19 protein-coding genes are annotated in these 21,651 nt (G+C 45.4%); 1 reads left to right on the top strand and 18 read right to left on the bottom strand.

The window, feature by feature from the left end:
• Positions 1–66 precede the first annotated feature (66 nt).
• A complete protein-coding gene (locus AC3RCI_RS16565) occupies positions 67–1,026 on the top strand; it encodes an SDR family NAD(P)-dependent oxidoreductase (protein ID WP_492525570.1) in 960 nt (319 codons plus the stop codon).
• A gap of 263 nt (positions 1,027–1,289) precedes the next feature.
• Here the strand turns inward: AC3RCI_RS16565 and AC3RCI_RS16570 are convergent, their stop codons facing one another.
• From AC3RCI_RS16570 to AC3RCI_RS16655, 18 genes are all read right to left on the bottom strand, one after another.
• On the bottom strand, positions 1,290–2,276 hold the full coding sequence (locus tag AC3RCI_RS16570; protein WP_492525572.1) for an alpha/beta fold hydrolase: 987 nt from the start codon (positions 2,274–2,276) through the stop codon (positions 1,290–1,292).
• Between the two features lie 307 nt (positions 2,277–2,583).
• Positions 2,584–3,456 (bottom strand): protein kinase family protein, encoded by an 873-nt coding sequence (locus AC3RCI_RS16575; protein WP_492525574.1) that lies wholly within the window; start codon positions 3,454–3,456, stop codon positions 2,584–2,586.
• 304 nt (positions 3,457–3,760) lie between these two features.
• Positions 3,761–4,366, bottom strand: a complete 606-nt coding sequence (locus AC3RCI_RS16580; protein ID WP_492525576.1) for an acetylglutamate kinase — start codon at positions 4,364–4,366, stop codon at positions 3,761–3,763.
• Between the two features lie 159 nt (positions 4,367–4,525).
• Positions 4,526–5,413, bottom strand: coding sequence for a cation diffusion facilitator family transporter (locus AC3RCI_RS16585; RefSeq protein ID WP_492525578.1), 888 nt, complete (start codon positions 5,411–5,413; stop codon positions 4,526–4,528).
• A gap of 306 nt (positions 5,414–5,719) precedes the next feature.
• Complete coding sequence (locus AC3RCI_RS16590; RefSeq protein WP_492525580.1) at positions 5,720–7,147, bottom strand: VanZ family protein; 1,428 nt, start codon at positions 7,145–7,147, stop codon at positions 5,720–5,722.
• A gap of 204 nt (positions 7,148–7,351) precedes the next feature.
• Complete coding sequence (locus AC3RCI_RS16595; protein ID WP_095286656.1) at positions 7,352–8,650, bottom strand: NCS2 family permease; 1,299 nt, start codon at positions 8,648–8,650, stop codon at positions 7,352–7,354.
• Between the two features lie 380 nt (positions 8,651–9,030).
• Positions 9,031–10,014 carry an alpha/beta fold hydrolase gene (locus AC3RCI_RS16600; protein ID WP_419720026.1) on the bottom strand — a complete coding sequence of 328 codons (984 nt, stop codon included), beginning with the start codon at positions 10,012–10,014 and terminating at the stop codon, positions 9,031–9,033.
• Between the two features lie 360 nt (positions 10,015–10,374).
• Positions 10,375–11,688 carry an ABC transporter substrate-binding protein gene (locus AC3RCI_RS16605; protein ID WP_336781801.1) on the bottom strand — a complete coding sequence of 438 codons (1,314 nt, stop codon included), beginning with the start codon at positions 11,686–11,688 and terminating at the stop codon, positions 10,375–10,377.
• 31 nt (positions 11,689–11,719) lie between these two features.
• The gene (locus AC3RCI_RS16610) at positions 11,720–12,544 is read right to left on the bottom strand and encodes an ABC transporter permease subunit (protein ID WP_183519334.1); all 825 of its coding nucleotides are present in this window, start codon (positions 12,542–12,544) and stop codon (positions 11,720–11,722) included.
• A gap of 19 nt (positions 12,545–12,563) precedes the next feature.
• A complete protein-coding gene (locus AC3RCI_RS16615) occupies positions 12,564–13,436 on the bottom strand; it encodes a carbohydrate ABC transporter permease (RefSeq protein WP_154893990.1) in 873 nt (290 codons plus the stop codon).
• Positions 13,433–14,521, bottom strand: coding sequence for an ABC transporter ATP-binding protein (locus tag AC3RCI_RS16620; protein ID WP_154893989.1), 1,089 nt, complete (start codon positions 14,519–14,521; stop codon positions 13,433–13,435). The genes AC3RCI_RS16615 and AC3RCI_RS16620 overlap by 4 nt, the downstream gene beginning before the upstream one ends.
• 20 nt (positions 14,522–14,541) lie before the next feature.
• The gene (locus AC3RCI_RS16625; protein ID WP_492525582.1) at positions 14,542–15,378 is read right to left on the bottom strand and encodes a metallophosphoesterase family protein; all 837 of its coding nucleotides are present in this window, start codon (positions 15,376–15,378) and stop codon (positions 14,542–14,544) included.
• Positions 15,379–15,433: 55 nt separating this feature from the next.
• Positions 15,434–16,249 carry an HAD-IIA family hydrolase gene (locus AC3RCI_RS16630; RefSeq protein WP_492525584.1) on the bottom strand — a complete coding sequence of 272 codons (816 nt, stop codon included), beginning with the start codon at positions 16,247–16,249 and terminating at the stop codon, positions 15,434–15,436.
• An 18-nt stretch (positions 16,250–16,267) separates the two neighbouring features.
• Entirely contained in the window at positions 16,268–16,981 is a 714-nt protein-coding gene (locus tag AC3RCI_RS16635; RefSeq protein ID WP_492525586.1) for a glycerophosphodiester phosphodiesterase, read from the bottom strand.
• Positions 16,982–17,120: 139 nt separating this feature from the next.
• A complete protein-coding gene (locus tag AC3RCI_RS16640; protein WP_492525588.1) occupies positions 17,121–17,660 on the bottom strand; it encodes a glycerol-3-phosphate responsive antiterminator in 540 nt (179 codons plus the stop codon).
• 262 nt (positions 17,661–17,922) lie between these two features.
• A complete protein-coding gene (locus AC3RCI_RS16645) occupies positions 17,923–18,807 on the bottom strand; it encodes a carbohydrate ABC transporter permease (protein ID WP_095286647.1) in 885 nt (294 codons plus the stop codon).
• A gap of 22 nt (positions 18,808–18,829) precedes the next feature.
• A complete protein-coding gene (locus AC3RCI_RS16650; RefSeq protein ID WP_492525590.1) occupies positions 18,830–19,720 on the bottom strand; it encodes an ABC transporter permease in 891 nt (296 codons plus the stop codon).
• An 86-nt stretch (positions 19,721–19,806) separates the two neighbouring features.
• Positions 19,807–21,489 carry an extracellular solute-binding protein gene (locus tag AC3RCI_RS16655; protein WP_492529929.1) on the bottom strand — a complete coding sequence of 561 codons (1,683 nt, stop codon included), beginning with the start codon at positions 21,487–21,489 and terminating at the stop codon, positions 19,807–19,809.
• Positions 21,490–21,651 lie beyond the last annotated feature (162 nt).

Consider the following 21,651-nt stretch of genomic DNA (forward strand, 5'->3'; position numbering starts at 1 on the left):
GATGCTTGACTTAAAGTTAACTTTAAGATGTATGTTATGTACACATCACGTAAAGGAGAATTACACATGCACTCAAACAAAACTTATCGTCGCACTCCTCAGGAGCCCATTACATCAGGTTATGGAAAACATTCCACAGCAAAAGAAACGCTCCAAGAAATCAATCTAAGCGATAAAATTTGTATTGTAACTGGTGGATACTCTGGTATTGGACTGGAGACCACACGTGCTTTGGCAGAAGCCGGTGCTACAGTCATTATACCTGCACGGACTATAGAGAAGGCTCGTACGGCTCTAGCCGATATCCCTCATGTTGAGATAGAAGAGCTTGATCTCATGGACCCCGCTTCCATTGATGCCTTCGCCAAGCGCTTCCTGGATTCGCAACGCCCACTTGATATTCTTATTAACAATGCTGGTATCATGGTTCCTCCTCTGACCCGGGATTTCCGTGGGTACGAATCCCAATTCGCTACAAATCATCTAGGACATTTCCAGCTCACTGCGCGTTTGTGGCCTGCCCTTAAACAAGCACGAAGCGCTAGAGTCGTTACGGTATCCTCTTCAGGCATTGTGTTCGGAGGAGTTAACTTTGAAGACCCGAATTTCGAACAAGAGCCATATGAGAAATGGAGAGCTTACGGACAGTCCAAATCTGCAAACTCCCTTTTTGCCGTTTCATTAGATGAATTCGGGTATAAATATGGTATTCGGGCATTCGCTGTCCATCCAGGTGCAATCTATACCGATTTGTCACGCTTCCTGTCCGAGGAAGAATTGAATAATTTGGACTTTGGAATGGACCTCAAGACAGAAGAGCAAGGAGCAGCAACGAGTGTATGGTGTGCCACAAGTCCGACGCTGGAAGGTCAAGGTGGTGTTTACTGTTTAGATGTGAACATTGCCAGAGCCGTACCTACTGTGCAGGATATGCCAGGTGTACTGCCTTGGGCCATTGACTCTGACTCAGCACAACGATTGTGGCAGCTTAGTGAGAAATTAACCGGTGTGAAGTTTGACCTCTAACCTAACCGGAAGTTTACGAAACGGTACCTTTAATGATCACGATTTCTACATTTGATTCCTCCACGCTAAGCCATAACTCCAGAGAGCAAGGCGAATAGGCAGCCATTTACCCCTTCTCGTTATGGAAAGGTGTAATCAACAAGAAGCGAGCCGTGCACTGATAGCACGAGCTCGCTTCTTGTTGTCCTACGACTACTTTTATTATGACCGCTTCGTAACTTCCATCCCTCCCCTCTTACCGGTTCCTACAGGACTTCACTCCATTATTTTAATTCTCTCGTAAACTCCTTGATTTTTTCAGAGATTTCTTGGGGATGGGAACGATACAAGTAATGTCCCGCATCCATTAGGAGCATTTCTGCATGTGTAGAATCCTTTATTTGCTTCTCATGTTCGGGAACCCATTGATCCGTTGCGGCGTTATTCGCTTGAACAAAGAGGAGAACCGGTAAGTTTTGAGGGAACGATAGCTTCTCGGCTTCAGTAAAGTTGGCATACATGTGCTCTGCCTCGTTCAACTGCGTGTTGTTATACATGTTTTTACGTATGAAGATGTCTATTTGCTCTTTGGTTTGTTGATCATATGGCAGTCCTTCATAAGGGTCCGTGCTTAGTTTTAACTGTATGCGGTGGAAGCCCAGGTTACGAAACCATTTAATCGGAGTGGTCACCGATGAATCAATGGTCTGTTCTTCTTTCAGCGTTGGAACACTGCTATCCAGCCCGATAAATGCTCTCACCTCGTCCGGATATTGGTTCACATAATCCAGACTATAGATCCCTGATATGGAATGCCCCATGAGAATGTACCGGTCAATATGGAGGCTTTGTAATGCTTCATGAATTTCACTTACGATATTTGCAGTGCTGCGCTCCTTCTCAGTCTGATCGCTCAATCCGTAACCAAAAGGCTCAACGACGACGACTTTGTAAAATGGGGATAGTTCTGTAATTAGTGGTTTAAAATCAAGGGCAGGTGCCGCAGTTCCATAACCGGGTAACAACACGACCGTCTCTTCGCCTTTCCCTTGAATCGAAACATTCATCTGCTTCCCATCCACAGATACAAGCTGACCGTAAGGTTCCGTTCTTTTTTGTTCTGAATAACGGCTAACCTTGTTAAACGTATACACGCTGGCTACAAAAAGCAGGATGGCTATAATGATTGCAGCGATGATTTTAAGTAAAATATGTAACACTTTCTTGAATAATGTACGTTTTCTTACTTCCCTTGCTACTTGTTGTGTCAATCTCTTTCAGCTCCTCTTGTCATCTGTACAATGGCCTTCCGGTCTACTGATGCAAGTCTAATCAACCAAGTTGTCCTCTGAATGAATACAATATGAACGGAGTATGAACAACGTAGAATAGCAAAGGATTTACGTTCCTAAACTCCTTTCAGGAGTAAGAAATCAGCCCATGAAATTAAAAAAATAGCGACTTTTCGTCAGGTGACTTTTAATCTGGTAATGTCCAATTGTTCATATCCCTGTGTACATACACATACCTAGTTCGAAGAAACAGGACATGACTTTGAAGCTCCTATAGGTCCAGAATCTAGTTTTCAGCTGATTTCCAAGCTATGAAAAATTCATGAACATTTCTGTATCGTTGATCACGATCCTGACTAACCGCTCGTAGAGCGACTTCGTATAGTGATCTGTTTGCTTCCCATTTTGCAAATGAATGATCCATCTCACCACCCAGCAACCCGAATGCAATGGCTCCCATGGTGAACACATTCGTTCTCGCATCAATAGGCGCACCCCATGTGAACTCTTCCGGTGCCTTTGAGCGTGCTGTTCCCCAAAAGCTCTCTCCCATGTCATTGACAGAAGGAGCGGCTCTGTAGAAGTCAATATCACAGATCTTCGTTTCATCCGTTGTAAAATCATACAGAATACTACCGTCATAAAAGTCAACAGCAACGTATCCTTTGGACTCCACGTGTTGATGAAACTCAAATATCTTATCCAGTGAATGCAGCCTTTGCTCAATAGATAATTGTTTATATTTATAAAAAGGCGACTCAGGGTGACTATGTTTCGCTTCACCTGCAAATAACCAGTGTGAATGCAGGCATTCACCAGTAAACCATTCAAAAATGGCAGCATAGCCATTTCTCGTTTCAAAATGATCTTTAAGTTCAATGAGATTGGGGTGAGCCAAGATTTTGTACAGCGGCATGGCACTCTTTAATCTGGAAATTGCATCTTCGGGATTACCCGAGAAAGCCATGGGTCTGCAACCCGCATATTTAACAAATTGCTTCTTGCCGTTATTCTCAATCCCAAAACTAATGTTACCCGAATCCTGCTGGTCAAACACGCTAAAAACGGTGCCAAGCGATTGCAGCCATGTGAAATCATGCTCTTCTTGAAGTTCAAAAGATACATAATCCATCTTGAAAGTAATCGGATTTTGATCCATATTATCTTCCCCTCACCATTTGGGGATTCACGCTGGTTATAGGGCTACTTAAAACGTGTTCCCCCCATTTTGATCTGCCCTGTTATCGTTTAAATGTCTTCTCATAAGACATCACTCCTCTCTAATCTTGTACCACTATTATCCATCTAAATGTAGTTTTTGCAAACCTTCATCAGGGTGAGGTAACTCCCCGTATTTTACTAACATAGAAAACAAGAAAAAGTCGCTTAAATAGCGACTTATTGTTCAAGCACTCATATTTAATTATCCAGAAAATTGAATTGGAGGCTCTCATGCTTTTCGATTAATACTGAAACACCGTCGGGAATTGTTGTACAATTCCCATTGTCATCATATCCGCCATCTCTAACGCCTGTTGTTGAATGGGATCACTTATTGCAACATTTCTTACGTAATCTTTCGCTATCCGCGTTGCCACCTCTTCCGTGAGGAGACGTAAATGTTCATGCATCATACGCTGCCATTCGATTTGAGACCAGTATGGATTAATTTGGGCCAGAAAGGCTGCAATTGCATCTGCATTCGCATACCACCGTTTCTGAGCATCTTCTGCAGCTGCTGTGTTACCAGACTTCAAGTTACTAACAAGTTCGGCAGCAATGGTTAAATGTTCTCTGAACAATGTTTCAAATTGCTTGGCGATAGCCGTCCCGTACAACGGTTCAAGCACCATGGCGAAATCACTTGGATTGCGTAAAAGTCTCGCGGTTGTTGGCTGGATATCCTCAAGACCATCGACGATACTGTTTACGGTTAATCTCGTCCAGAACACATGCTGTTCCCATAGTGATCTGAGCTTCCTGTTTAGATCGACACTGGCTGGCGTCCAGCTCAAATGATCTGATTTTCGATAGACAGGATAATAGTACGTTGGAACATAATTCATCATGATCCGTCAGCTCCTTTTCTACAACAATATATAGGCAATAGCCTTCAATTGTGCATTCTAATGAGCAAAGTTGATACTTTTGTCTTTCCTAAATATGTATGAAAAAATAAAAAACCAATGGACGAATCAACGTTCACTGGTTTACAACTTCTATATCGTTTACACAGATTCTTCCCACATCTCTGGTTCTACATGTACATGTACAGTATACACGTCGTGTTCTCGGAGCAATTCGTCTTCAACATCGGTGCATATATCGTGTGCTTGCTGTAGGTCCAGGTCAGAACGAACCGTAATAACGACGTCTACAACCGCATTATTTCCGTAGCTTCTCGCTCTTACATCTTTCACTGTCTCTACCCCATCAATCGTAGCAATGGTTTTTCTGTACTCCCGAATAAGCTCCACATCAAAGCCGTCTGTTAGATGGTGAGTAGCCTCTTTGAAAATATCCCATGCTGTTTTACAAATGAGGAAACCGACGATGACTGCTGTTACCGGGTCAAGCCAAGGCAGGCCAAACTGCGAGCCTACAATTCCTATGACGGTACCGGCACTTACCCAAGCATCGGATATATTATCACGAGCTGCAGCCATGACCGCCTGGCTCTTGATTTTGGTAGCAAGGCGTTTATTGTAGCGATAGACCAAGTACATCACACCTGCACAGAAAATGCCTGTATATGCGGCAATCAGATCAGGCGATTCATTTTCCCCTTGAAAGACGGAACCAATGGCTTCAAATAAAACTTGTAAACCAACAGCCATCATGATGAACGAGGCAACTAACGAAGCAACAGTCTCCGCTTTCCAGTGACCATATGTATGATCTTTGTCTGCTGGACGTTGAGCAAGCCTGAGTCCGATAAGGACGGCGATCGAGGCCACAATATCGGTTGCGTTATTTAACCCATCTGCTTTGAGCGCTTCTGAGCCTGCGATGGAACCGATAACCAGTTTTAATGCGGTCAGGCATATATAAGCAATAATGCTAATAAAGGCTCCTCGTTCACCCATTTTTAAATTGTCGTATTTCAGTTGATCCACGAATAAATCCTCCTGCATTCCCCAGTCTTCTAGCACGTTTTTGATAGTATCATCGCGAGAATGTGTGGGTCTAGAGAAACGTTTTGGGCACAGTGAAACATAATCTGAACGCGGCAAGACTGTTATAACAAACTAAAAGATTTGGAGCGGGTAAACTTTTCTCGTGTGCAGAAATACAATTAGAAAAAGCGAGCCGTATGCTCGCTTTTGTACAACCTTGCATCTCATCCCATTTTTTTGTTATTCACGTATCTAGTTCATGTCATGAGTCTTCATCTTGGTCAATTCTTTATTTTACTTTAGTAGTCAATTCTTCAAGGCAGGGATCTGTGTGCTCCACTCTTCCCCGTTGAGAGTCCCCTTGAATTGGTATACTGGCTGGTAATAACCTTTTGAATCGTAAGTGTAGGTCAGCTCATAACTCTTTACAATCAAATTGTCGCCTTTTTGCAGATCATTATACATGTAGAAATTCCCTCTGAGAACTTCTTCATACGCTTGCGCCGGACTGCTCACATCAACGGTACGAATATATTTATTTTTATTCATGGCATAGAACAAATCCTGGGGAATAATACCTTCTGCCGCAGGTACAATGATGATCATTCCGTTATCAAAGTCTCGCTGTTCTGTTAACATATCGGAGTTGGTCATATGCAAATCCCATCGAACGGTATCTTTATTTTGTGTACTGAATTTAGCTTTTTGAGGCAGTAATCCATGCTGACTTAGCCACTCACCATAGACAGTTCCTTTTTCTGTCAGAACCTCCGGCTGCATTGAGATCGTCGCATACTGATCAGGTGCCAACGACCAATTACCGCTATTCATGCTGTAATTAAAGGTGTAATCGGTCCCTCCGCTGTCATATAGATTCCAGATCCGGTTGAATCCGTCAATGGAGATGTGACCTCTCTGCTGCAGTTGAAAATGATCACTCAGTAATGAAACCATCTGCTTGGCATACTCCATGTTATGAATCTCAAAGCTTCGATATAGTGCAACAGGTTCAGCGTGGTCCGGCAGCTTCGTGTCTAGTGTCACATGGACCTGATTCATTTTCTGCGATGTGGCTGGACGAATGGCAAGGTTCCCGAGCTCTTGACTGGAATACATGATGAGTGCCCCTGTAAATAACAGTACAAAGGTCAAAGGAATACATAACGCACGAAACATAGCTTTGAAGGATATTCTCTTTTTTTGCCTGATATCAAGGATTGCACTCATCAACCCATATCCGGCTAAACTGCCGAGCGTATTGTGCAATATGTCATCCAGTTCAAAAATCCCTCTGCCTGTCACCATCTGAAATGTTTCTATACCTATTGTAATCATCAGCGATATGATTAATATCGACTTGAAGCCACGTGTCTTCATTCCCAGAAGCGGAAGCAGGAAGCCTAGCGGTGCGAACATCAACATATTGAAAATAATAAGCTGGAATTCGCTCAGGGACCATTGATTCCATGCACTTACATAGCCGCTGAACAACTCCAGGTTTACCCATCCGTCAAAATTAGCCCCTCTGCTAAATGTTGTTAACATCATGACCATGATCAGCCAGCCCATCAACGAAAATGAGGCTATAAACTGCCATAATTTTATGATGCGTTTTCCACCTCTTTTTCTATACAACATATACGTTATTAACACGATTCCCAAGGCTATGAGGCCGACTATTAATGCAACACCCACGACAGGTAATAGTTTCTGTACCACTTGAATGAAATCCATCTGTAACTCCTCCCATAATGATTGGCTGCACTGAGCAGCCCTTTATGGTTCAAGTATACCGACAGTGGAAAAAAGCTCCTATCTATCAAGCTTTCATGAATCTTTCAATCGTGTAAGATTGTGCTTGATATCCATACAAAATAAACCAAGAAGGAGAGCTGCCAGTATAATACAGGCCGCTCTCCTTCTATTTTAAATCGTTTTTTAGTGATCCAGAAATACAAGCTGGATGAAGAACAATACCGCAAACACGTAGAATACCGGATGAACATCCTTGCCTTTACCACGAAGCAGCTTCAGAACCGGATAGAAGATGAATCCTACGCCAATACCTGTCGCAATACTGTGCGTTAGTGGAGTAAGGATGATAATCAGGAAAGCAGGAAATGTTTCTTCGAGATCCTTCCAGTTGATTTTGCTGATAACACTGATCATGAAGTACCCTACAATAATTAGTGCCGGAGAAGTAATCGCCGGAATACCGGATATCACACTTACGATTGGTGTAAAGAATAGCGTAAGCGCAAGCAGTACACTGACCGTTACTGCAGTTAATCCCGTTCTTCCTCCTGCAGCTACCCCTGTGCTGGACTCGATATAAGCCGATGTTGGGCTGGTTCCGAGCAAGGCACCAGTGGTTGTTCCTACCGCATCAGCCAAGAGCGCACCGCGTGAGCGAGGGAATTTCCCGTCCTTCAGGAGTCCTGCTTGTTCAGCAACACCCAGCATCGTTCCCGTTGTATCAAACAGCGTGATTAACAGGAAGGTGAAGATGATCGTATACAAACCATTGGAGAATACACCTGCCAGATCCAGTTGGAAAGCCGTTGCTGTAAGCCCTTCTGGCATAGATACGATCGATTCCGGCATTTGAAATAGTCCCATTATCCAGGCAAGAATCGCGGTAACCACCATTCCGATGAACAGATAACCTTTTACATTGTAAGCCATCAACACAACCGTAATAATCAACCCAATTATCGTCAGATAGGTCATTGGCTCTGCCAAGTTCCCGATGGTGATCAAATTCGATTCCGAATCGGCAATAATTCCCGCATTTTGCAAGCCTACCGTCGTAATAAACAGTCCGATCCCTGCTGTAATCGCGTGCTTGAGACTCGCGGGAATGGCATCGAGCAGCATGTAGCGGAAGGAAGTAAGTGATAAAACAATAAACAAAAGCCCTGCGATAAATACCGCGCCCAGTGCAACCTGCCAAGACACACCATATCCCGCAACTACACTATAGGCAAAGAATGCATTTAGACCCATACCCGGCGCGATAACAATCGGATAGTTGGACCATATCCCCATAATCAGCGTTGCCACAATACTCGCCAGCACTGTCGCAATAAATACACCGTTAAACTCCATTCCCGTGCTGCTGAGGATTCCCGGGTTTACGATCACTATGTATACCATCGTGAAGAATGTCGTGATCCCTGCGATGATTTCTGTTGAAACACTCGTGCCTCTTTCCTTCAGTTTGAACCAATTGTTCATGGTAAAGCCAGCCTCCAACTTTCAAATTATTTCTGGATTAGATAAAAACAAAAAAATCCTAATCTTCGTATAGGATTGTAATAATTCCGCTCCTATATTCGTCATTAGGATTGAACAGCTAAGCTTAGAGACCCAAAAAGTGATCCTCATACCTGTTATAACCTGATGTCCATTTCGTATTTTAATAAAAGTAACACGCATTGTCAACGAATTAACCGATTTGTTCACAGTTAATTACGAACTATAGAGATATTTTATAGATTATTCATTCGTTTTTTCGACTGTAATACAGTTCCTCATTAGCCATGGGTATCTGCAAACGCAAAACAAAAAACAAACCACGGCACCGAATCCGGTACCGCAGTTTAAAATTTACCATACTACTTTATTTCCTTCATGTATTCCTTGAATTCCTGGGCAATTTCTTTGAATTTCGTATGATGCAGGTAATGTGCCCCCTCCATTGGGATCATTTTACCCTGTGCAGATTGTTTGGCTTGCTCCTCATGCAGCGGAATCCACTGCTGATTTTGCTCATTATTTGATTGAACAAAGAGAAGTACTGGCAGATCACGAGGATAGCTAAGATGTTCTCCATTTTTGAAATTGGAACCGAGATGCCTTAACTCATCCACCATCGTTGGATTGGTCGCGACCTGATTCGAAATCAAGTTCATCTGTTCTTTGGTATGTTCATCGAAAGCAAGGGACTGATATGGATCGGCGCTCACTGCTTTTAGCAATCGCATCAGACCTGAATCCTGAAGAAACTGCATCAATCCCAGCGGCAATTGGACATCCATGCCGGGTTGATTGGGAACACTGCTGTCAATGCCGACAAAAGCAAGAACTTCATCCGGATACGTGCTCACATAGGATACTCCATAAAGTCCTGTGATTGAATGCCCCATCAGAATGTAACGGTCAATACCAAGCTGCTGTACAGCTTCGTGATATTCGCTGATGATATTCTCCGTTGTTCTCTCCTTCTCCGTTTCGTCACTCAACCCATAACCGAAAGGCTCAATGGCTACAACTCTATAATCGGGAGACAATTCATCAATCAATAATTTGAAATCAAGTACAGGCGCCGGAGTACCCTGCCCCGGAAGAAGGACGATGGTCTGTTCGCCGTCTCCCTGAATGTATACATTCATCTTTTTCCCATCTACATGGACATACTGGCCATAGGGTTCGATTTTCTTTTTCTCGACTCCGTTACTTATAGCATTAACGACGAATACGACGCCCATGAACAGTACAATGACCCCAACAATTCCTCCAATTATTTTCAACCATAAGTTTCGTTTCTTACGTCTCTTCATTCCCGTTGTTTGCATTTCCACCGTTTTTGCCACGTTCATCTTCTCCTGTCTCTGCTTGTGAAGCGCCGCTATGGCGACGACATATTCCAAGTGTAATCAAGCAAGATGTCCGCTTCGTGACGGCAGTATGAACGGAGTGTGAACAAGTCCAAAAGAAGGCACTACACCTGTAAGATGTATAGTGACACTAAGCTCACTGCAATTCCCACGGAGACAATAAGGACCTAAACTAGCGATCAAATCGCTAAATTAACGCAGCTAGTAAATGCGCTCCACCTGCAGTGGGCTGTGTTTTATCCCTCGGCACGAAGTGCCTAGCAGATATCTCCCATGTCCAGGGACAAAACAAAGGGGCTAGCGGAAATTACCGTCTAACCCCTTTGCGCTATCATCATTGTTCTACTTACTCAACAAGGCATCTGCCTTCTTCGCTGCTTCGGCTATAGCTGCCTCTGCCGTAACGGACGAATCAACAACCGCACGAAGAATCTCATCCTTAATCATCTCACCAATTTCAGGATAAACCTTCTGCATCGGACGAGGACCTGCATATTCCAGTTGGTCTACCGCTACTTTGAACAGCGGCTTTTCTTCATAGAGCTTCTTCATTTCATCACTTTCCACCGCGCTGATTCGGCTAGGTAAATATCCCGTAAAGGAACTCGCATAGATCGTTTGCTCTTTGGAGGTCATCCACTTTATAAACTTCCACGCCGCTTCCTGCTTTTCGGGGGACAGGCCAGAGGTCATCACCAGATTGGCACCACCCGTTGGCACACCAAACGTATCATTCGCAGGCATAAATGTCGTTCCAAGTTCAAAGCCCTGCTCTTCTGCAACCTTCATATTATTGGTCAAGTCTGCAGTTGAAGCGAATAGCATCGCTGAACGCTGATTGTGGAAATCCGTCTTGGCTTGCGTACCTGCATCGTCGGTTGTACCGATGCTCATGATGCCTTCATCCTTCATCTTCAGCCACAACTTCACAGGTTCAATTCCTGTTTCATTATTGAATGCAGCACTTTTCCCATCCTCACTAATCATCGTTCCTCCGCTCTGTCTTACGAAAGCTTCATAGAACCAAATATCCACAGGCATCGAAATGCCGTAGCGCTGATCCTTGATCGTTAGCTTGCGTGCATAATCTTCAAATTCGGCCCAATTCTGCGGTCCAGCTGGATCAAGTCCTGCCTCCTCCAGCATCGTACGGTTTAAGTACAGAATAGGTGTACTGCGTAAGTACGGAAGAGCATACAGTTTGTCGTTCACATATGAATTTCCCATCAGACCTGGTATGAAATCATCCATATCAAGCTGATCCTTCTCTACAAAAGAAGTCAACTCCTGCGTCATGCCGGATTCGGCAAATACACCGACCGAAGCAATTTCATTTTGCCACACTTCGGGAGCATTGCCCGCTGCAAAAGCCGCCTGTGCCTTGGAATGCTGATCTGCATACGATCCCTGATATTCGGCCTTCACAATCACTTCATCCTGCGATTCATTAAACATTTTCACCAGGTTCTCATTGTTCTCGGCAATCTTGTCCCCCCATGAGTACCAATATGTAATCTCTACCGGTTTATTCGCCGTGCCATTCGAACTCCCAGAAGCAGCAGCATTATCGGTTGAACCTGCGGAATTGGAGTCACCACAACCAGCTAAAGCAAGTGCAAGCGTTCCTGCCAACAAAAGCGAACCAAATTTTTTCATGAATAAACCCTCCTATAAATTAAGAATTGAATTATTTCACACCAGAATATACGAATGCTTTAATAATTTGCCGTTGTCCGAATAAGAAAACAATCAGAATTGGAACGACCAAAATCATGTTTCCAGCCATCAAAATGTGCCATGCCGCCCCTCCGTCCACCTCGCGAAGCTTGGAAATCCCAATCGGAAGCGTTCTGGCAGCATCGGAGGTCGTCATCACAAGGGGCCAGAAATAATCGTTCCAGTGTGCTATGAAACTAAATAATGCAAAGGTTACGAGCGTCGGACGGGCCATCGGCACCATAATCCTAAGGATGATCTTCCATTCAGGCGTCTGGTCAAGCCGTGCAGCTTCAATAAGTTCTTCCTGTACCTGCTTGAATGACTGCCTGAGCATGAAGATCCCAAAGGCGCTGGAAGCGAAGGGCAGAATAAGTGCCAGCAAATTGTTAATGAGTCCCCACTTGCTGAGTAACAAATACACGGGCAAAAAGATGAGCTGACCCGGAATCATTAAAGTGACCATCGTAATTCCAAATAACAGCTTGTCTCCTTTGAAGGAGTATCTGGCAAACGCATAGGCTGCCAATATAATGGTCGTAAATTGAAGAAGAAGGATACTGATGGATACGACAACACTGTTCATTAGATATTTCAAGAAAGGTCCCGATTCCCATGCCGCCTGGAAATTGCTCCACATCACCTTAGAGGGAATCCATTGGGGTGGAAAGATCACGGTCTCCGGATACGACTTCAATGATGTTGAGATCATCCATAGAAAAGGGATAGCAAAAATCGCAACCAGTACGATTGTGGCCGTGACGTTCAGAGTACGCAGAATTGACTTACTTGCCATGATATTTCCCTTCTCCTTTCTATTGGTAGTGAACCTTGCGGCTTAGCAGCTTGAAGTAGACTAATGTAAGCAAACCAACGACAACAAGCAGGATAACTCCCGCAGCCGAAGCGTAACCGATCTTGAAGTAGCGGAATCCGTACTCATAAATGTAAAAGACGAGTGTGTTCGTTGAATTGATCGGACCTCCGTTAGTCATGATGGCTATGGTTTCAAATACCTGGAACGAACTGATCAGATTAATGATAATTAAGAAGAAAAGGGTCGGTGATAGCATCGGCAGCGTAATCTTGTAGAACTTCCGCCACCAATTGGCCTCGTCCAGAGCTGAAGCTTCATACACATCCTTGGGAATACTTTGAAGTCCAGCGATGAAGATAAGCGCGTTATAACCCACGCCCTTCCAGACCGAAACAAGGACAAGTGACAGTAATGAACTGTCTGGGCTGCTGAGCCACTCCAGCTTGGGCAAGCCCACCATGTCCAGCAAACCGTTAAGCAAACCGAACTTGGGATCCATCAGCCACATCCACACCAGGGATACAGATACAAGAGAAACAATATGTGGACTGAATAATGCCCCCTGTACAAACCCATACCATGCGCCTTCCCGATTCAGCCATATGGCTAGCAGCAGTGAAATTACAATGGATAAGGATACGGAAAGAAGCGTATAGTTCAAGGAATTGCTCAGGACCTGAAGAAAGGCACGATCCTTAAATAACTCGACAAAGTTGTTGAAGCCTACAAACTCCTTGACCGGATTAATGAAGTCCCAGTTATAAAAACTCAGGAAGATCATATAGAAGATCGGATATATGAAAAAGATCGAAAATATCACGATAGAGGGAGCAACCATGACATAGGGACGGAATTTGGACCAAACGGTCATGAATATTTCCCTCCCAGGACAATGAGCTCTCTCTCTTCGGATCTCTCATGCTGACGATCACGGACTCCGTCCCGATCAAAGTAGTACAGGTCCTGCATGGAGATCGTGATGTTCACCTCGGAAGCTGTCTCCAATGGCTTCAAAAAACTCTTCACAGACACAAGTCCAAGCGCGGATTCCAGTTGATAGATGATTTCTGCACCTAGTGTCTCACGTGTCATGATCCGGCCCGGGAAATGAACAAGTCCGGACTGCGGCCGGTTCTCAAGCGTCATCGTTGCTTTCTCCGGTCTGAAACCAACCTGCCCAATGTTGTCATGCAGCTGCCCATTCAAGTATGGCAGGATACGTTCACGATCAATGACATTCATCGGCGGTGTACCGATAAACTGAGCTGTGAACACATTATCGGGATCGTCGTAGATTTTCATCGGGCCATCTGCTTGTTGAATCATTCCTTTGTTCATGATGACGATACGATCTCCCATCGACATTGCCTCAACCTGATCATGTGTCACAAAGACAAAGGTTGCGCCCAGCCGTTTGTGAAGCTGAATTAACTCCGTTCGCATTTGATGACGAAGCTTGGCATCGAGATTCGACAATGGCTCGTCCATCAGGAAGACTGCAGGACTCTTCACCATGGCCCGAGCCAGGGCAACCCGCTGGCGCTGACCTCCAGACAGAGCTTGTGGCTTCTTGTGCAGATACTCTGCCAGACCGACAACCTCCGTGATTTCCTTAACGAGGCGCTCGCGTTCGGGCCGGGGGACCTTGCGATTTACGAGTCCGAATTCGATGTTCTCCTTGACAGTCATCATCGGATATAATGCATAGTTCTGAAATACCATAGCCACATTGCGCTTGCCTGGTTCTACGCCATTGACACATTGATCTCCGATCCAAATTTCTCCGCCCGTTTCTTTCTCGAGCCCTGCGATCATGCGGAGTGTCGTCGATTTTCCACAGCCAGAGGGGCCAACCAATACCGTAAAGGAACCATCCTCAATAGTCAGATCCAGACCCTCAATGACTTTATCCTGCTTGAAGCTTTTTTCAATCTGCTTCAGCACAATTTGTGCCATGAGCTTCCCTCCTCTTTCATTTATTGAGCAGCCGATGTGTATTGAACGGATAAAATAAGGTCTCTTTTTTCTCCTAATGCACCAGCGACAGGACCGGAGCCTGGCATATCACAGCAAAAGCTCTGAATATCAGCGAGGAGGCCCGCACCCTGTATCGGATGGTGAGTTATCTCTACCTGGCCCTCATGGACTTCGATCACACGGTATGCCGGCACGTCCAGGCAAGCTGCGGTCTGAACATAGTGCCACTTCCCCTGCTTCACAATGGAGTTGATGTGATTATGTCCGCAAAAATAGATGCCGCCTTCTCGTCGACTATTGAATATGCTCTTCAGTTCATCCTGTGGACGAATGTACAGCTTATCAAGCGTCGAGCGTGCAGTGGTATCAAATACCGGATGGTGCCCAAAGAGAAGTACTTGCTTATCATGTGAATTGTTAAGCTCTTCTTTGAGCCATGTCAGCTGCTCTTCGTCAAGCTCCCCTCCCCAATCTGCAGGATTCATCTCCTGGGTTGTATCCAGAAATATCAGCCTGGCATGAGGCGTGTCAATTGCCCGATAGCGATCTTGACCTGTTAATTTGGAGATTTCATGCTTTGGTATCGAATACGTGTCATGATTGCCAAGCACATGAATGAAGTTCCGTTCACTCCTGGAAAGGAAGGAGAAAATCGATCGGAATTCCTGAGCTGTTCCTTCATGCGTCAAATCGCCAATAGAGACATGAAAGTCCGCCTCAACCTCCAAAAAAGCCTGGAGCATATGTTCATAAGCACGAATTCTTGCAGCTTTCATCTCTTCCGTTCCGTGACTCATGCTTGAATAGTGATAATCACCAAGTAACGCTAAACGCATGAATTCCACCTCCATCATTTTTCGAAACTTATTGCTATTTACGTCCTCTTTACCTTCAATACCAATGAGTGCTTGGATTGGTAACCTTTTCCATGATGCATTCGTTAAAAGAAGACCATATATAGTCCGGAATGATCCCTGTTTCCTGGATATCCTCTCTTGAGGAGATACCTGTAAGCACGAGAGCCGTTTTCATTCCATTCTGTTGGCCAAATAAAATGTCTGTTTCCAACCGATCGCCTATCATGAGACAACTGCTGCTGTTCACATTCAACAGCTGGAATGCCTTCTCTGCATAATAAGGTGAAGGTTTACCCATCACGACGGATGCTTTCTGCTGGCTGGCTGCCTCAATCGAGCTTAGAATCGAGCCGGTATCCGGAATGATATCTCCCTGAACGGGACAGCAGCTGTCCGGATTCGTTGCCATGAGAACTGCTCCATGACGAACTGCTTTTGCCGCTAGATGAAGCTTATCGTAATGAAACTGCCGATCCATTCCGACTAATACATGCGTTGATTGAGTTGGATCTTCCGTCATAGTGATCCCGATCGCTCGAAGTTCACTCCGCAAAGCCTCCTCACCTACAACCAGTACCCTGGCATCAGGCGCACACTCTGCAAAATACATCCCTGACACGTATCCCGCTGTCAGAATTTCGTCAAGCTCGCATGATACACCCAGACTCAGCAGCCTCTTGTAGCAATCCTCCCTGGTATGTACGGGAGTATTCGTTAAGAACAACAGACGCTTGCCTTGTGATCTCAAGCTGCTTATGAAGCTGTTTACGCCAGGAAGGATCATCTGGCTAACATAAATCGTCCCATCTAGATCGAAGCAATACGCATCGTAATCATACACATTTTCCATAACCTTACCCTTGCCCACTCATACTGAGCTGGGCAGCTCCAACACATCCATGAAGGATTCGAGCTCGTCTGTACAGACCCACACAGACGGGTAATCTTGAAATTTCTTCATGATGGAAGTCTCGTTAATTGTCCAGGCCATCAATTGAATCCCCAGCTCTTGACATCGATGAATATAATGCTCGGTTACAAAAGCGTAGTGCATAGACAAGAAGGTCGCTCCCATCTCTACAGACCAGTCAAGAATAGCCTTCGAACAACCAAAGGTAATCAGACCGATGCGTACCTCCCTAGATAATTGTCTGATTTTCTCCAAGGCATCAAAATCAAATGATGTAATGACGACCTGATCCAGCATGTTGAATTCCTTAATCACTTCAAGTACCTTCTCCTCCAGCTGAGGATAGTAGGCACCCATCTGCTTAAGCTCGATGTTAAGCCCAATTTTCCCCTTCAAAGCTCGCAGTACCTCTTCAAGAGTTGGTATGTGCTCATCTTGTTTTATATTGAAAGATTGCAGCTTGGACGCTGAATAATCAGCTACCCTGCCCGTACCATTGGTCATGCGGTCAATCGTATGATCATGAATGACAACCGGGATACCATCTTGGCTGAGATGTACATCCAATTCGAGATGTGTGAACCCAAGTTCCACCGCTTTTAAAAAGGATGACAACGTATTTTCAGGATATTTCTTGGGATAGCCTCGATGAGCAACTGCTTGAATGATCATGCTCAATTACCTCCTGTTGTATTTTTTGGACAACACAAAAAACCCAGCAGCAAATCACCCTCCTTCAACATCAAGGTTGTACTGATTTACTTACCACCGGGTTTTCTCGTCGTCTCCACCCAAGGATAAATGTATGAAATTACGTCCAGAATTTCTCATGCCCTATTGAAACGAAATCTGCTCCGCTTTTTAATGCTTGCTGTATCTCTTCTTCGTGCCGGATTAGTCCTCCAACAATTAACGGCTGTGTGATGCGTTCTTTCAGTTCTTGGATGACTCGAGGCATAAGTCCTGGCATAAGTTCAACCTCATCAGGTTTATAGCTCTTAATCATCCGCACTGCAGTCTCAATGGCTGCTGAATCAATGGCAAATATACGTTGAATGCTTAATATGCCGGCTTGTCTGGCTGCTGACACCGCATTGCTCTTCGTTGTCACAATCCCATCGACTTTAAACATATCAGCAAGATATTGAATGGCAGAGGCATCTCGTCCAATTCCGGAAACCATCTCCGTATGTACATAGGCCTGTTTGCCGCTTTGATGCAACCTGTCAATGATGGAGCCAAGATTCGTAATGTTTCCTGTCATCAGAATAACTCGCTTCACATCGCTTGCTATAGCCTGTGCAATCTGTTCATCAACCGTAATGGAGGCGATGATCGGATAGTTCTTCATGATTCAGTCCTCATTCCCTCGTTTGTCATCTTAAATGTTAAAGCTGAAATATTTCTTTTGTTTCATGTTCATGTAAACGGGTTGTTAATTTCGCGTCTCAACATTCATCATCCGGAGACAGCTTAAATGCAAGAGTAAAATGGGTTCGGAGCAGCTTGTGTTAACTGAAACGCCTTCATAAAAAATAGGCCCGTATCGACGAAATCGACTACAGACCTATTCAGTCACGCTATTCGTTTGTTCTTAGTCCATGCCTATGCAACTACTCCTTCACCGAACCCAGTGTAATACCGTGAATGAAAAAACGCTGTAGGAACGGATAGACAATAAGTACAGGAAGCATGGCAATGAAAATTTTTGCGGCATTTAGTGTTTGATTAGACAACTCGTTCATCCGTTTATATTGATCTTCCGTCATGTTCGACGCATCGATGACCACAACGAATTGCTGGATTAATGTTTGCAGCGGATAATGATCCTGCCCTGAAGTCAGCACCAATCCATGGAAGAACTCATTCCAATGGTAGACGATGGTGAACAATGTGACAGTAGCCAGTACGGGTACGGCCAGCGGCACATAAATGGTGATCAGCATTCGCCAAGGCCCGGCCCCGTCCACGAGCGCAGCCTCGTCCAGTTCCTTGGGCAGATTACGGAAATAGTTCACGATCAGTATAACGTTAAATACCGGCACTCCCCCGCCAAGAACAAGTGCCCAAATGGTATCATACAGGCCAATCGCCTTCACGGTCATGTACCAGGGAATCAAGCCACCGTTGAACAGCAGCGTGAACACAAGAATCCACATGAATACATTCCGCATACGGAATTCTCGCGGGCTTCGTGAGAGCGGATAAGCCATCATCGTTGTCACAACAAACGTGATTGTTGCACCAAGCACAACCCGCTGAATGGAAATCCAGAAGGAATTAAAAAAGGAACGGTCGCCGATAATTTGTTGATATGAATTGAAGTTGAAGCCAACGGGCCATAACCATACTTTTCCGGCAGCCGCCGCTGATTTTTCGCTTAAGGACACGGCCAGCGTATACCATAGGGGCAGTATGCACAGGAATGCAATCAGGAGCAGCACAACCAGAAGCGTGACATCAAACACCCTGGATCGCAGCGTTGTTTCTCTAATCATCTCGCTCGACTCCTTCTCCTTATCAGAATATGCGGTAATTGGCGAACTTCGAAGCCAGCAGGTACGAGACAATGATAAGTACGAAACTGACCACCGATTTTAGCAAACCAACTGCGGTTGCAAGTCCGTACTGCATGTTCAGCAACCCTTCGCGGTATACCCAAGTATCGATAATGTCACCCGTGGAATAGAGCAGCGGGTTGTACAGGTTGAAAATCTGATCAAAGCCTGCGTTCAGTACGTTCCCAAGGCTTAACACCGCCAAGAGTACAATCGTGGTTCGCAAGCCAGGCAGTGTCACATGCCATATTCTCCGCATCCGGGTTGCTCCGTCAATCGAAGCCGCTTCGTACAGGGATGGACTGATGCCCGTCAGTGCAGCCAAGTAGATGATCGTGTTGAAGCCGAACTCCTTCCATACATCGCTGCCGACGACAATAAATGGGAACAAGTCTGCACGGGCGAAGAACAACACCGGTTCAATCCCCACGATGTTCAGTAATCCGTTGACCGGACCCGTGTACGAAAACACATCGAGCAATATGCCTGACAGGATCACCCAGGACAAAAAATGTGGAAGGTACACGATCGTTTGAACCCAGCGCTTAACCACCATAAGACGCAGTTCATTCAGCATGATCGCAAAGATTAACGGCACAATCAGGTTACCTGCTATTTTCATGACGGCAATGTACACGGTATTGAAGAAAATGGTCTTGGTATCGTTCAGGCTAAACATATATTCGAAGTTCTCCAGCCCAATCCAGGTCGATTTCCAAATGCCCTGGCCCGGGTTAAAGTCCTGAAAGGCAATGGCAATCCCGAACATGGGAATGATGCTGATGAACAGCAGCCACACCATTCCGGGCAGCAGCATGATGTAATAATGTTTGATGAAACTTCGGTTTCGCATCCGGTGTTCCTCCTCTGCAATCTCCCATCTTTGATCTTCTCAGGAAGAAGCGCCGGATGACTGACCCCCGGCGCTCTGGACAGTTTCTACTTGACGTACTCCTTCACTTCCTCGGTGATTTTGTCCCCGCCTTGCTTTTTCCAGTCGCTGACGAACGTATCGAACGTATCCAGAGGTGCAGCTCCCATAATGATCTTCAGGAAGGTTTCATCCTCCAGCTTTTTCAGATTCGACCAGCGGCTTTCCATCGTGCGGGTTTGGGAATAGAGCAAGCTGTATACCTTGTTGTAATCCTGCTGCAAGGACGATGATCCGACCAAGAGTGAATAGATGCGGCTCCATACACCAAGGTCTGCCTGAGGGTCCCAATACTGGATGTCCATATTGTCATACGGCTCTTTCTTCACCTTTTTGACGTTCTGAATGTCTGCAGCAAGCAGTTTGTAGCCTGGATCGGTGAAGTCTTCCGGTTTTTTCGTGCCAGCAAGTACTTCTTGCAAAGCTTTCGCTGAATATTCGCTCTCATCCATATAGGACATCGGTACACGCAGTGGATAGTGACCTACAGGCACAGAGATATCAAACTTCGATTCATCCCGAATGAGCAGATTCAGCATTTTGATGACCGCTTCGGGATGCTCATATCCTTTGCGCACAACAACGAATACGGTGGAAGGAGCGCCCATATGAGCATTAAATTGTCCATCAGTATCCAGCGGCAGCAAGTATGCCTGCCAGTTGGCCTTTGGATCGTTTTTAATCGCATCTGGAAGAGGTCCATATCCCATCCACCAGGGTGCGAAGAAGATCCCTGCATTACCGTTGACCACGGGCTCGGACGCGGCTTTGCGAATGCCGAGTTCCTTGTCGATTAGCCCACTCGCATACATGTCGCGCAGTTTGGCGAGCGCTTCCTTCGTTTCTGGCAGAATGGAGCCGTAGACCGGGTTGCCTGCATCGTCTTTTAACCAATAACCAGGATAAGCCTTGTAAGCCCCGAAGATTGGATCAAGTCCATACGTGTTGTTCGTTGATTCCAGGAAATTGGCATATAACCGACCTCCGTTCTGCTGTCCTGCAATCCCAATCGTATCGTTCTTGCCGTTGCCGTCCGGATCTTGTTCCACGAATGCTTTCGCTACATTCTCCAGTTCCTCCATCGTTTGGGGCGGTTCAAGTCCCAGCTTGTCGAGCCAGTCCTTGCGAATCCACATTTGGTGAACACCATCAGAGTGTACTTGTATACTAGGGATAGCGTACATTTTCCCATCAAATGTTACCGCCTCGGCAGACACACCGTTAGTCTTCTCCATATAACTCTTCATGGCTGGTGAAGCATATCGATTAAATGCATCGGTCAGGTCTTCCAGCTGGCCCGCCTTAACCATTGCCCGCAGCTGGGTATCCTTGACCACGAGGGCATCGGGTAAATCATTGCTTGAAATCGCGAGGTTAACTTTCTGCTCATAGTTCGTTCCGGTCGCCGCCTGCCAGGTGACTTTGGTATCAATATTCAGATTGTCCTTCACATAACGCGAATACTGGTTGTTCTCCGGTGTATCCCCGGCAGGCAAACTTTTGTCTGTTGGATCGACCTCTTTGCCATACCTTAGTGTAATCGTCTGATCGTACTTGCCAAATGGATCTGCCGGCCCTTCTTCAACAACGCCAGGCGTAGTATTACTTTCCGCCGTTTCATTCTCCTTGTTGCCCGCGTCGCTGCAGGCGCTCGTGAATGCGAGCAACAGCATCATTGCCACCATGACCATTTTTTTGCCCAAATGGATGCTCCCCCTTTAATGGAATGTCCTTCGCGTCCAGCACCAACAATATAACACGGCCGGAAAACGTTTATGGATAGAGAGCCGAACGAAGAACAGGAGGTGAAACGTCTGTTTATGTTAACGCTTACAATTCATTCATCCTACCTT

The sequence above is a fragment of the Paenibacillus sp. MT124 genome (genome assembly GCF_058792755.1).